The 13,550-nt window shown below is 70.7% G+C and carries 8 protein-coding genes; 3 read left to right on the top strand and 5 right to left on the bottom strand.

What is annotated here, in order from left to right:
• Window positions 1-43: 43 nt before the first annotated feature.
• Complete coding sequence (locus ACFOWZ_RS14945; protein ID WP_382372731.1) at window positions 44-751, top strand: LuxR C-terminal-related transcriptional regulator; 708 nt, start codon at window positions 44-46, stop codon at window positions 749-751.
• A gap of 23 nt (window positions 752-774) precedes the next feature.
• Here the strand turns inward: ACFOWZ_RS14945 and ACFOWZ_RS14940 are convergent, their stop codons facing one another.
• The gene (locus ACFOWZ_RS14940) at window positions 775-1,767 is read right to left on the bottom strand and encodes a TauD/TfdA family dioxygenase (RefSeq protein ID WP_382372729.1); all 993 of its coding nucleotides are present in this window, start codon (window positions 1,765-1,767) and stop codon (window positions 775-777) included.
• A 594-nt stretch (window positions 1,768-2,361) separates the two neighbouring features.
• Here ACFOWZ_RS14940 and ACFOWZ_RS14935 point away from each other — a divergent pair.
• Both ACFOWZ_RS14935 and ACFOWZ_RS14930 read left to right on the top strand, forming a co-directional pair.
• Window positions 2,362-5,061, top strand: coding sequence for a helix-turn-helix transcriptional regulator (locus ACFOWZ_RS14935; RefSeq protein WP_382372727.1), 2,700 nt, complete (start codon window positions 2,362-2,364; stop codon window positions 5,059-5,061).
• 22 nt (window positions 5,062-5,083) lie between these two features.
• Entirely contained in the window at window positions 5,084-6,286 is a 1,203-nt protein-coding gene (locus tag ACFOWZ_RS14930; protein ID WP_382372725.1) for a beta-ketoacyl-[acyl-carrier-protein] synthase family protein, read from the top strand.
• Between the two features lie 181 nt (window positions 6,287-6,467).
• Here the strand turns inward: ACFOWZ_RS14930 and ACFOWZ_RS14925 are convergent, their stop codons facing one another.
• Genes ACFOWZ_RS14925 through aroA form a run of 4 tightly spaced genes read right to left on the bottom strand, consistent with a single transcriptional unit; the run spans window position 6,468 to window position 13,441 of the window.
• Complete coding sequence (locus tag ACFOWZ_RS14925; protein WP_382372723.1) at window positions 6,468-8,483, bottom strand: oxidoreductase; 2,016 nt, start codon at window positions 8,481-8,483, stop codon at window positions 6,468-6,470.
• 4 nt (window positions 8,484-8,487) lie between these two features.
• A complete protein-coding gene (locus tag ACFOWZ_RS14920) occupies window positions 8,488-9,300 on the bottom strand; it encodes an SDR family oxidoreductase (RefSeq protein WP_382372721.1) in 813 nt (270 codons plus the stop codon).
• Window positions 9,297-10,487: an acyl-CoA dehydrogenase family protein gene (locus tag ACFOWZ_RS14915; RefSeq protein WP_382372719.1), complete on the bottom strand. Its 1,191-nt coding sequence runs from the start codon at window positions 10,485-10,487 to the stop codon at window positions 9,297-9,299. The genes ACFOWZ_RS14920 and ACFOWZ_RS14915 overlap by 4 nt, the downstream gene beginning before the upstream one ends.
• Window positions 10,484-13,441: a 3-phosphoshikimate 1-carboxyvinyltransferase gene (gene aroA, locus ACFOWZ_RS14910; protein ID WP_382372717.1), complete on the bottom strand. Its 2,958-nt coding sequence runs from the start codon at window positions 13,439-13,441 to the stop codon at window positions 10,484-10,486. Before aroA ends, ACFOWZ_RS14915 begins: the two co-directional genes overlap by 4 nt.
• Between the last annotated feature and the right edge of the window lie 109 nt (window positions 13,442-13,550).

The following is a 13,550-nucleotide window of genomic DNA, read 5'->3' as shown; positions in this document are numbered from 1 at the left end:
CGCATCGGAACGTCCTCCTACGAAAGGACAGGTCATTGTGAAGGTGGCCACCGGATTGCCAGAGGGATGGGCCGCCGCTGCCGTCGATGACGACGCGCCGCCGGCGTACGACACCACCAGTCACCCGGACGCCTGGGTCGACCTGTTGCGGTGGTTGTCGGTCGAACCCGAGGCCGGGGTCGCCCGGCTCGACAGCGGAATGCGGATCACCGAAGCGAACGCCGAGTTCCTGAGGCAGTTCCGCAGAACGCCCGGCGATCTCTACGGATGCCCGTTCCTGGATCTGTTGCACCCCGGTGCCAGGGTGCGGGCGCGCAGGAAGTTCGCCCGCCTCTCCGACAGCCGGCGACCACAGATGCTCGATCGGATGGCCGCGGCCGGTGCCGCGCCGGGCGAGCCGGCGTTTCGCTGTCAGGTGGCCGCGGTGCCGATCAGGGATGTGCTCGAGCGCCTGGTGTGCGTCGTCGTGCTGGTGAAGCCCGAACACGCCGGCGACGGCAGCGTGGCCCACCGCATCCCGTTCGACGAGGTCGACGCGCGGATCCTGGAGGGGATCGCGGCAGGTGAGTCCGGAGCGCAGCTGGCCCGCAGACTGCACCTGAGCCAGCAGGGGGTCGAGTACCGGGTCGGTGCCATGATCCGCAGGCTGGGTGTGCACAACAGGGCGTCGCTGGTGTCCAAGGCGTACTCGCTGGGCCTCATGGACCTCGGCGCGTGGCCGCCCAGGGCACGGCGTGTGCAGGCCGGCTGAGCCGTCAGGAACGCCACCGGCGATCAGGACAGCACGTTGCCGTCCGCCTCCCGGTAGGGCCTGGTGCGCCGGGGATCCAGGTGCACGTAGGTGCGTTGCAGCCAGCGGTCCCTGCCGTCGTAGCGGGGTCGGAACGCGGTGCGGCCGTGCAGTGCCAGCCGGTTGTCGACGATCGCCAGGTCGCCGGTGCGCAGGACGAAGGTGCGCCGCACCCGCTCCAGCGCCTCCCCGAGCGCGCGGAACGCGGCCGCGGCGGCTTCGTCCTGCGGCTGGGTGGCGTGGAAGTCCACCACGATGTCCGGGTCGTCCGGGCAGCCGTTCAGCACGGCGGACGGTTTGGCGGAGGGCGTGCTGTCCCCGAACGACGGCGGCGCGTCCGTGACGAATCGGGGTTCACTCAGAACTCGCCGGGTTTCCGGTGACAGCAGGGCCAGTGCGGTCCGGACGCTCGCTGTGCGCAGTCCCGCCACGTTTTCGTGGTCGTTGCGCAGGCACAGCAGGGCGACGTAGTCCGGCCGGTGCGTGTGGAAGGCGTTTTCCACGTGCATGGTGAGCGTGGTGGAGCCCGCGTTGCCTTGGAAGTCCTCCTGACCCGGCACCGGGACCACGTTCTGCACCAGGGCGCCGCCCTTCTCCTGGCGGAACGCGGTGATGTCACCCAGCTGCAGGCTGGTGAGTGCCAACGCCGCAGCGGGCGTGGTCGGGTGCCGCTCCACCGAGCCCGGCACGCTCGGAGTGGGCGGCAGGTCGTCCTCGTCGACGGGCAGGCCGCGTACGAGCAGCACCGCCTCGGCGCCGGGGTGCCGCCGGAACCGCCGCAGCGCCTCGCGCAGACGCAGTGGGAGTTCGCAGGACAGCTCCATCGCCTGGCGCACCCACTCGGTGCTGTCGATCAGCGCCAGCGGGTTCGTGGTCAGGGCGGTGGTGAGCCGTCGAACGGCGTACCGGTCGTTCTCCGTGAGCTCCAGCGAGATCACGCCGTCCGCGTTCACGGGTGAGTTCATCTGCGTCGTCATCGGTGGCTTCCCCTTTCGGGAGTCGGGACGGCGCCAGCTTCACCCGCCCGCCGGCCTGGTCACATCGCCCAACCTGCCAGTCCGTCACGCGAAATCCGGTGTGCTTTCGTGCCGTTCACCGTGCCAACTCGGGGGATGTGCTCGTCCTTCACGGGGCCGGAGGCTCTTGGCGCGGGCCGGTCGTCGGCCTGCTGATTGCCTTTCGAACACGAGGTGGTGGCTGCGATGAACAACAACCGCAACGCGAACAACCTGAACAACAACGCGAACAACATCAACAACAACACGAACAACCTCAACAGCTGACCGAACCGCAAACCGGTCGTGCCGGGGTCGGGCGAGTCTTGCCCGACCCCGGTTTTCGCATGTTCGGACACCGGGGTGCGGTCGGGTGGAGGTACCGAACCACCGCTGTCTCAAACCACAGTCTTTCGGCTCGATGCAGTTCGCTCGACCGTCGAGAGATTGTGAATGGTATGTTTCCTGTGGCGATCATCTGTCTTTCTTGAATCCGCGTTCTCGCATTGTCTGTGCCGGAATTCGGCGGCCTGCTCACTTTCGCGGATGGTGACGGCTCGGCCAGGAGAAGGGGTCGTGGTGAACAATTGGGACGACCGTTCCGACATTCGGGCATGCCTGCGTTCGGCGGTGTCCGCACTGATGGCGGGCTCCGGCGGAGTCGTACTGGTGGAAGGCGAAGTGGGGATGGGGTACGGCCGCGAACTCGCCTTCGCGCGAGCTCTGGCGGTCTCCCGCAACGCGTGCACGTACCTGGCGCGGGCCGATGAGCTGGCCCGGTGGACCCCGCTCGCCGTTCTCTGCCAAGCGCTCGGGGAGACCGTGTGGGGCTCGAGGCCACCGGATCTGCTGCGGTCGATCGGTGACCGCAGCGGTGAGGGTCCCGTGCTCATCGCACTCGACCACCTGCAATGGGCCGATCCGATGACGTTGTCCGCGCTGAAGTCCTTCCCGTCGGCGCTGCGCGACCGCCCCGTGCTGTGGCTGCTGGCGCGCCGCGACGGCATAGGTGTCGCGACGGAGGTGGAGCGGCTGTTCGACCACCTCGAGTCCGAAGGCGCCACCCGGCTGCGACTGCGGCCCCTGTCCGCGGCGGCCGTCGAGCGGATGCTGACCGGTTTCGCCGGTCGTGCACCGGATGGTGACCTGGTCGTGCTCGCGGCTGGTGCGGGCGGCAACCCCACCCTGCTGACCGCGCTGCTGGACGGCTTGCGTGAGGAGCACGGTGCCGCGATCGGTGACGGCGCCGCGGTCTGGTCGTCGCGGCCGTTGCCGGGCAAGGTCGTCGCCGTCGTGCAACGGATGCTGGCCGGATGCGAGGCGGAGACGATCTCCGTGCTGGAGGTCGCGGCGATCTTCGGTACGACGTTCCGGGTGGCCGACATCGCCGACGTGCTCGGCCGCACCGCGGGGGACATCCTGCGGGCGGTGCGCGAGGCTTTGCGGGCGCGCCTGGTCGTACCCGGCGACGTACCGGACAGCCTGTCGTTCCGGTACGACCTCGTCCGCAGGGTGCTGCAGGAGTCGGTGACGCCATCGGTCGCCGCGGCGCTGCACCGGCAGGTCGGCCTGTTGTTGTTGCGCCGCAGCGGTTCCGCCGCCGAAGCCGCCGATCATCTCGTGCGGGGGGCACTGCCGGGGGACACCCAGGCGATCTGGGCGCTCGCCGACGCGGCGGCGCAGGCACTGGACACCGCGCCGACCGAGGCCGCGGAGATCTCACTGAGAGCGTTGCGGCTCACCCGGCCGGGGAGTGCCGACCACCACCGGCTCCTCGACGTCCGGGTGACCGCGCTGCTGCGGCTGGGCAGGCTCGTCGAAGCCGAGGAACTCGCCTCGGCCGGGCTGGCGGTCGCACCGCCGGACGAACACGGGGTGCGACTGGGTGCGGCGCTCGCGACCGTGCGGGTGCTGAACGGTCGCTACCGCTCGGCGGTCACGGTGGCCGAGCAGATGCTGGTCGGCGACGCCAGCTCCTCCGACCACGAGCGGGTGCAGGCCACGCGGATCTGCGCGCTCATCGCCAACGGCGACCACCAGGAGGCCTGCCGGCTCGCCGAGGTGGCGGTCACGGGCGAGGAGGACCGGACGGTGCTCGCCGGGACGGCGAGGCTCGTGCTCGCCACCCAGCGCTGGGCCGAGGGTGACGTGACGGCTTCCTTCGAGCTGATGAAGGAGGCCGTGCGCTGCGGGCCGGGCGGGTGGCGGGACGTGCCGACGCCGCATCCGCAGATGGCGCTCGCCGCCGCGTTGGCCACCGTGGGCGACATCCGTGCGGCCGAGGAGGCGTTCGCCGAGGCGGAGAGCCTCGTCCAGCACGCCACCGACGTGGGCAGCGACCTCGCGTTGCGGGTGGTGGGAGCGTGGGTGAAGGCGAGGGCCGGCCGGGTCGAGGAAGCCGCCGAGGTGGTGGAGGCCGCCTTCGAGCTCTCCGAGGAACTCGGGGTGACCTGGTGGACCTCGTTGATGACGACGGTGCTGGCCACGGCCGCGTTGCGGCGCGGGGATCCCACGGCCGCCCGGTTGCACCTCGGCATGGCGCCCGAGTCGCGGCTGCCGTACTTCCGCGCCTACCACGTGTGGACGGCCCTGCAGGTCGAGGCCGCGCGCACGAGCCAGGGCGCGGCGCTGTCGGTGTTCGCCACGAGCCACCCCGAACTGCTCGAACAGCCGGCGCCGTTGCTGCTGGAGCCGGGTGCGGCCGCCTGGTTGGTCCGCGCGGCCCGATCTGCCGACGACAGGGACCTGGTGCGGATGGTCGTCGCCGCGTCGGCCGAGCTGGCCCGGCGCAATCCCGGCTTCCCGGCGCTGGCCGCCGCCGCGGCCCACGCTCGTGGTGTGGCCAGGGGAGACGCCGCCGCTCTCACCGCGGCGGTGGACCAGTACACCGACCCGTGGGCGAAGGCGTCGGCCGCGGAGGATCTGGCCGCGGCGGACGGCGCCGGGGCCGTTGCGGCGCTGGAGACGGCGATGGCCGGGTTCACGGCGGTGGACTCCACCAGGGACGTGGCGAGGATCAGGAGCAAGCTGCGGGAAGCGGGGGTCCGGCGCAGGCACTGGACCTACACCGACCGTCCGGCCACGGGCTGGGAAAGTCTCACCGACACCGAACGCGAGGTCGCCGAGCTGGTCGCCGGAGGACTCACCAACCGTCAGGTCGCCGCACGGATGTTCGTGTCGCCCCACACCGTGCACGCCCACCTCGGCCGGATCTTCCGCAAGCTCGGTATCGCCTCCCGTGTCGAGCTGACCGGACTGCGTCATCGAATTGCCTGAGCAGGCGTACCAGGAGCGGGAAATGACTGTTCGCGCACGAAGGGTCGTCGTCACCGGGCTCGGTGTCGTGTCGAGCATCGGCAACGGCCGCAACGGGTTCGGCACCGGGTTGCGGGAAGGCCGCAGCGGCGCGGGGCCGATCTCGTTCTTCGACACCTCCGGGTTCGCTCACGACAGGATGTGCGAGGTACCCGATTTCCCGGGCGGGAACCCGGAGCACGGGCTGGCCACCCGAATGACGGTGGCGGCGGCCCGGATGGCGGTCGACGACGCCGGGGTCGACCTGGCGGTGTTGCGTGGCGCACCAGGGCTCATCGCCATCGGCAGCACCGATGGCGACGCGCGCGACGTCGACGAACTGACCGAGTTGGAGTTGTCGCGGGGCCTGCCGCACCTCGACCCGTTGCTCGCCCGACGGTTCCGGCTGAGCAGGATGCCGGTGGCGGTGGCGGCCGACCTCGGCCTGTCCGACGTCGAGGCGATCACCCTGCCCAACGTCTGCGCGGCCGGGAACTACGCCGTGGGGTACGGGATCGACGCGATTCGTTCGGGTGACGCGGACTTCGCCTTGTGCGGCGGTGGTGACACCCCCAACCGCAAGGTCTTCGCGAACATGTACCGCCTGGGCGCGCTCGCACCGGACGCCTGCCGGCCGTTCGACGCCGACCGGCAGGGCGTGATCTTCGGTGAGGGCGCGGCCGTGCTCGTCGTGGAGGCGCTGGACTTCGCGCTGGCACGGGGCGCGACGATCCACGCCGAGCTGCTCGGCTACAGCCTGACCTGCGACGCGTACCACCCCACCCGGCCACTGCAGGAGATGGTGACCGCGTGCATGCGCGGCGCCCTGGCCGATGCGGGTGTCGCGCCGCACGAGGTCGGTCTCGTGCTGGCCCACGGCACCGGCACCAAGGCGAACGACCCCATGGAATGCGCTGCGCTGGCGGAGGTTTTCGGGCCGGGCGCCGTCCCGCCCGTCTCCGCGATCAAATCGATGATCGGCCACACGATGGGGGCGGCGGCCGCGCACGCGTGCACCGCCGCGGTACTCGCGGTGCAGGAGGGCTTTCTGCCGCCGACGATCAACCACCGCGTGCTCGACCCGGAGTGCCCGATCGACTGCGTGCCCAACACGTCGCGCGCCGCCCAGCCGGACGTCGTGCTGGTGAACGCTCTCGGCTTCGGCGGCGCGAACGCCGCGGTCGTGCTGAGCCGTTACGCCGCGTGACCGCCCCGAGAGTACGCGGGGAGCTTTCGTACTCTCCCGCAGTACGAGAGGGCCCCGCGTACGCCCAGGAAGAGGGGGATGGGCTGTCGGCCGGGGCGGGTTTATTGGCGCGAAAAGCACGTTCGGGCCATCTATCGGCCCGAACGTGCTTTTCGCGCCAATAGCAGTTGGCGGCTGGGCGTCAGCGGCCCAGGGTGTAGGCCGCGCGCAGGCCTTCCTCGAAGGCGCGGGTGGCGTTGAGACCGGTTGCCCCGGAGGAACCGCCGATCACCTGGAGGGGGACGCCGGTTCGGGCGAGCAGTGGCAGCAGGTCGGTGCGTGGTTCCTGGCCGATCGCCACGACGACCGAGTCGGCCGGGATCGTGCGCGGGGTTCCGGTTTCGTCGGTGATGTGGACGCCGTCAGGGGTGATGGCCTCGTACTGCACGCCGGTGAGCAGCGCGGTGCCCTGGCGGCGCAGCGCGTCGACCGCCGCCCACCGCGTGCTGCGTCCCATCCCCGCCCCGATGCGGCCCCGCCGGCGCAGGATCGTCAGCGACCGCGGTGACGGCACGGGCGGCGGTCCCTCGGCCAGGCCGTGCTCGGCCAGGAACCGTGTTCGCGCGTCGAGCGGGCTCGGTCCGTGACCGAGCAGGTGAGCGAGATCCACCGCGATGCCTCCGCCGCCGATGATCACCACCCGCCTGCCGAGCGACTCCGGTTCGAGGAACGCCCGCTGGTAGTGCACGACGTGCGGCAGGTCGGCACCCGGCAGGTCGAGCTCGCGCGGCGTCACGCCGGTCGCCAGCACCACGCCGTCGGCCTGTCCGATCAACTCCAGGTTGTCCGCGGTGATCGGGGTGGCCAGGCGCACACGGACGCCGAGCCGGGCGAGTTCGTCGGTGAAGTAGCCGATCGTCGCGCCGAAGTCCGCCTTGCCCGGCACGAGGCGGGCCAGCCGGAACTGGCCGCCGAGCTCACCGGAGGCCTCGAACAGCTCGACACGGTGACCGAGCGACCGCAGTGCCCGTGCGGCCTCCATACCGGCCGGGCCGCCGCCGATCACCGCGTACTGCCGGGCTTTCCGCACCCTCACCTGAGAAAAGACGAGTTCCCGGCCGGCACGGGGGTTCACCACGCAGGACACCGGTTCCTCCCCGAGTGACCTGTCGATGCACGCCTCGTTGCACGCGATGCAGATGTTGACCGGCGCGCCTGTCCTGGTCTTCGTCACGATCGCGGGATCGGCCAGCAGCGGACGGGCCATCGACACGAAGTCCGCCTGTCCGTCGGCCAGCGCCTGCTCGGCCTGGGCGAGCCGGGTGAACCTGTTCGCCGTGATCACCGGCACGGTCAGGCGTTCGGCCGCGAGAGCGAGCTTCACCCCGGCCGAGTAGTGGCTCCACGCTCCGGGCGGCACCAACGACTGGACAGTCGGTATCCGGGACTCGTGCCAGCCGACACCCACGTTGAGGGCGTGCACGCCGGCCAGCGCGAGCTCGACCGCCAACGCCCTCTGCTCGTCCACTGTGGACGATCCGGGCATCAGGTCGTCACCGGACATCCGGAACAGCACCGGCAGGGCGGGCGCGCTGTCCCTGATCGCCGACACGACGGCCACGGCGAACCGGTTCCTGCGGCGCGCGTCACCGCCCCACTCGTCGGTGCGTGTGTTCGTCAGCGGAGAGCCGAACTGGTTGACGAGGTACCCCTCCGAGCCCATCACCTCGACCGCGTCGAAGCCGAGTTCGCCCGCCAGCACCGCGGCGCGGGCGAAGTCGGCGATGGTGTCCTCGATCTGCCCGGCAGTCATCGCGACCGGTGGCTCGTCCGGGAACATTCGGCTGGCCACTGTGGACGGACCCAGTGGGGGCAGTCCGGTGTACCGGCTGGAGGTGAGCCGGCCGGCGTGGAACAGCTGAAGTGCGATCCGGCCGCCTTCCGCGTGTACGGCGTCGGCCCACCGTGCGAGTGCGTCGTGCCGCGCGCGATCGCTCAGCACGACGTACCCCCGGCCTCCCGAACCCTGCCGGTTCACCGCGCAACCACCGGTGACGATGAGCCCGGCGCCGCCTCGCGCGCGTTCCGCGTAGAACGCCGCAACGGCCGCGCCTCCGTCGTCACACGTCTCGAGGTTGAGGTGCATCGACCCCATCACGATGCGGTTGGGCAACCGCATCCGCCCGATCGCGCCGGGCTGGAACACTCGCGGCAGCAACGGATCAGTCCGTTCGCGCGGGACGGGGCGGCAGGCTCAGCGGTGTGGTGGCGTCAGCGAAGAACGGTGGTGCGATCACGCTCAGCCCGCCGTCGACCACGACGGTCTGACCGGTGATGTACTCGGCCTGCGGCGACAGCAGGAACTCCACGGTCGCCGCCACCTCCCGCAGCGTGCCCGGCCGTCCCTTGGGCACGCGGTCGAGCACCGTGCCGATCTTCGGCATGCCTGGTACGCCGTAGAAGTAGTCGAGCGAGTCGGACTGGATCAGCCCGCCGTTCACCGCGTTGACGTTGATGCCGTACGGCGCGAACTCGACCGCCATGTACCGCACCCACGCCTCGATGGCGGCCTTCATCGCCCCGAGTGCCGCGTAGGTCGGATAGGCACGGATGCTGCCGTAACTGGACAATGCGACGATGCGGCCGCCGTTGTCCATCAGCCGCACCGCGTGCTGCGCACCCAATACGAACGGACGCAGGTTCATCGCGTACGACCGGTCGATGTGGTGCGGCTTGAGATCCATGATGTTCTTGAACGCGCTGGCCGCGGCGTTCGAGACGAAGTAGTCGAGCCTGCCGAACTCCTCGTGCACCGCGTCGAAGAGGGAGTCGGTGCCTTCCTGCGTCTCGACGTCGGCCCGCACGGTCACCGCGCGGCAGCCGAGCGCCTCCGCCTCGGCTGCCGTCTTCTCCGCCAGCTCCGCGTTCTTCTTGTAGTTGATCACCAGGTCGGTCCCGGAACCGGCCAGCAGCAGCGCGAGCTCCCTGCCGATGCCCCGGGAAGCCCCGGTGATCACCGCGACCCGTCCGCTCATCGCGCACCCTCCCACCGAGCCTGCATCTCCCGGAACACCACGGACTTCTGCGCCTCGTTCGTGCCTTCCTCGAACCGCTGCGCCCGCGCGTCGCGGTACACCCGCTCGATCGGGCTGGTCTTCCAGTAGCCCGAACCACCGTGGATCTGCAGTGCCTTGTCGGTCACCCGGCCGAGCATGTCGACGGCGATCATCTTCGCCATCGACGACAACATCGCCGCGGCCGGATCGCCGTCCTCCCAGGCTCGCGCACCGTGCAGCACCAGCTGCTTCGCCGCCTCGATCTCCGCCTCGTTCTCCGCGAGCATGAACTGGATCGCCTGCCGGGAGGTCAGCGGTTTGCCGAACGTCGTGCGTTCCCTCGCGTAGTTCACCGCGAGCTCCTGTGCGCGCCGGGCGAGCCCGACGCAGCTCATCGCGACCGAGATCCGGGACGGGGTGAGGAAACCGCCGAGCGCCACCGCCAGCCCCAGGCCCTCCTCGCCGAGCCGGTTGGCCACCGGCACCGGTGTGCGGTCGAACGTGAGGTGCGCGTGGTCGGTGCCGGTCACTCCCATGGTTTCGGAGGTGTCGAGCACCGTCACCCCGGCGCTGTCACGCGGCACCATCAGCGCGACCGTGCCCTCGTGACCGCTGCTCCCGGCCAGCCGCGCCGTCACGAGCCAGTGGTCGCACCGCACGCCGAACGTGATCAGGTGCTTGACTCCGGAGAGCAGGTAGTGGTCGCCGGACCGCTCGACGGTCGCCCTGATGTCCGCGCCGGAGCCCGCGCCGGGCTCGGTGAGGGTGAACGCGACCTTGATCCTGCCCTCGATCGAGGGCAGGACGAACCTGGCGCGCTGCTCGGGGGTGGCGAACTCGTCCATCGCCCGCCACGTGCCGTTCACGACGTGCACGATCATCCGGAGGGAACCGTGCGACTGCGCGAAGATCTCCATGAGCTGCATCCACTGCGGGAACGAGACCCCGCGGCCCCCGTACTCGACGGGAGCGGCGAGCGACAGGTAGCCCCGCTCGCGCAGTTCCGTCCAGAGTTCCTCCGGCACCTCGCCCGTGCGCTCGATCCGTTCGGCCCAGCGTTCGCCGGGACCCGCGACGTAGGCCGAAACGTCGGCGAGCAGGTCGGTCAGTTCGGCCGTGCCGATACCCGCGGACCGTGCGGTCCGCTCGATGATGTCGACTGTCATGCGCTCTGCGCCTCCGGAGTCGTCAGTGGTTGTGGACGCAGGGACTTCGCCTGCTCGCGGAGGAGGAACTTCTGCACCTTGCCGCTGGGGTTGCGGGGGAGCGCCGCGGTGATCTCGAGCCGTTCCGGCCAGTAGTACTTGGACACGGCGTGCCGGTCGAGGTGTTTGCACACGTCCTCCAGGTCGAGGCGGGTGTCCGGTGCCAGCACGACGAACGCGCACGCTCGTTCGCCGAGCCGTTCGTCGGGCATGCCGACGATCGCGACGTCCGCCACCGCGGGATGGGCGTGCAGGAGGTCCTCGATCTCGGCCGCCGGCACCTTCTCGCCGCCGCGGTTGATGACGTCGCGGACGCGTCCGGTGATCTGGACGTAGCCGTCGGAGTCGATGACGGCCAGGTCGCCGGTGCGGTACCAGCCGTCCGGTGTGTAGGCGTCGGCGGTGAGATCCGGCCTGCCGTGGTATCCCTCGAAACAGGTCTTCGACCGCAGCTCGAAGTTCCCCTCCTGGCCGGGTGGCAGGACTTCACCGGAGTCGTCGGTGACCCGCAGCCGGGTGCCGTCCATGGCCCGGCCGTCGGTGGACCACACCTTGCCGGGCGGGTCGTGCGGGCCGGAAAGCGATCCGAGGCACGTCTCCGTCGTGCCGAACGCACCGCACACCGTGACACCGAGCCGGCTCACGGCACGGGCCGCCTGAGTGCGCGGCACCGTCGTGCCGGTCGCGACGAAGATCCGCAGCGACGGCGCGGGCGGCACGCCTTCCTCGACCGCGTTGGTGAGGTCTGCCAGGAACGGCGTCGCCGCCTGGACGAACGTGCCGCCGTGTTCGCTCAACGCGCGCAAGCCCGTTTCCGCGTCCCACACCGCCTGCAGCAGTGACGTGGTGCCCAGCGTCAGTGCCAGCCACATGCCGTAGAGGAAGCCGGTCTGGTGGGCCAGTGGTGAGGGGATGTAGACGACGTCGTCTCCGGTGAGCCTGAGCCGCTCGGCCTGGGCGAGGGCCGCGCGGCCCAGGGTGTCGTGCCGGTGCCGCACGCCTTTGGGCTCACCGGTGGTGCCGGAGGTGAACAGCAGCTGCGCGGTGGCGTCCGGCGCCGGGCGGCGGGACTCGATCACCTTCGTGTCCACAGTGGACTCGCGCAGGACGGTTCGCCAGTCGTGCCACCGCGCGTGGCCGAGTCGCACCGGCAGGGAGGCCACACCGCCGTCCGCGCCGACGACGACCACGTGATCCAGGCCGGCCAGCTCGCCGCCGTTCTCCACGAGCGCCGCCGCGATCTCTGTCGCGTGGGCACGGCCGCGGAACTCGTCCGTGGTCACCAGCACCCGTGCTCCCGCCTTGCGGAGCATGAACCCGACTTCACGGTTGCGGAAGATGGGCATGAGCGGGCAGCACACCGCGCCGATCCGCAGGGTGGCCAGAGCGACCTCGACGAACTCCGTCCAGTTGGGCAGCTGGCACGCGACGGGCTCGCCGGGACGCACGCCCAGCGCCAGCAGCGCGGCCGCGGCCCTGTCCACACCGGCGTCGAGCTCCTGCCAGGTCGTGCACCTGGTGCCGTCCGGCCGCACGTCTACGACGGCGGTGTCGCCCGGCCGTTCGGCGGCCCACCGCCGCAGCAGGTCCGGCAGCAGGCCCGCGGGTGAGCGGAAACCACCGTCGCGCCGGAAGATCCGCACGCCGATGCCGGTCATGTCGCGCAGGAAGTCCGGGTAGGAGATGCGGTAGGCGTTGGGGTAGCTGAGCCTGGTCTGCCCGTCGGCGACCGATCCGGCCAGCGCCAGCGACATCAGCACGCGATGGTCGTTGAACGACGACAACGCCGCACCGGTCAGCCCGCGGACACCGCGTACCACCAGCCGGTCGGCGCCCTCCTCCCGGAGATCCCCGCCCATCCGGTTGAGCTGTGTCATCGCGGCCACCCGGTCGGACTCCTTCAGCCGCACGTGGCTCACGTTCTCGAACACGGTGTCGCCGTCGGCGAGACACGCCAGGGTGCTCAGCACCGGAAGCATGTCGGGGACCTCGCGGCAGTCGATCGTCGTCGCCCGCAACGACGTGCCGTCGTGGCGGATGCGCAGACCGTCGCGTTCGAGCGCGAGCGGCACACCCATCTCGCGGGTGATGCGGAGGAACGCCGACTCCGGGTGGTCCGCCGCGTCGCCGTCGAGTGACGTGATGCCGCGCAACAGGACGTCGGCGGGCTGGATGGCGGCGGCGACGACACCGAACGCCGCCGAGCCGAGATCGGGCGGCAGCGTCACGTCCGCCGCCGTCGCGCGCTGACCCGGCTCGATCTCGAAGCGCCGCCAGTCTGGTGCCACCCCGACCTCGAGCCCGAACCGGCGCATCATCGCCACTGTCAGCTCGACGTACGGGCGTTCGTTGAGCTCACCCTCGACCTCGACGACCGTGCGGCCGGTGCCGAACGGCGCGAGCAGGACCAGTCCGGAGATCCACTGGGACAACGTGCCGGGGATCCGGACCCGCCCGCCCGCCGGACGTCCCGGCCGCACCAGCACGGGCGGACGGTCCTCGGCGCAGCTCACGTCGACGCCCAGCGCGCGCAACGCCGTGAGCAACGGGCCGACGGGTCTGCGCTGGAAGTACTTCTGACCCTCGACCGTCACCGGCCGGTCGGCCAGTGCGGCGAGACCGAGCATGAAGTACAGCGTGGTGCCGGAACTCCCGACCGAGACGGTGTCGCGCCGGGGCCGGTACGGGCCGCCGGTGACCGTGTAGCCGGAGTCGTCACGTTCCACAGTGGTGCCGAGATCTCGCAGCAGCGTCTCGGTGTAGCGCACGTGCCGGGCGTCGCACAGGCCGTCGATCCGGCTCGTGCCCTCGGCGAGCGAAGCCAGGACGAGCGCCCTGTGTGCGTGGTACTTCGACGGAGGAACGACGATTTCGCCTGTCAGCGGGCGCCGGCTGCGTTCGAGCAGAAGGTGCATGGTGACTTCCGTTGGTAGTCGTTGGCCTGAGCGGGCTGCCAGGAGCCCTGTCCGCTACTGCTCCTGTTTTGGCGCGAAAAGCACGTTCTGGCCATCTATCGGCCCCAAT

Source organism: Lentzea rhizosphaerae (assembly GCF_042649515.1).
Lineage (GTDB): Bacteria > Actinomycetota > Actinomycetes > Mycobacteriales > Pseudonocardiaceae > Lentzea > Lentzea aerocolonigenes.
Note: the sequence above shows the minus strand (reverse complement) of the source record. Positions and strands in the feature narration are given on the sequence as shown.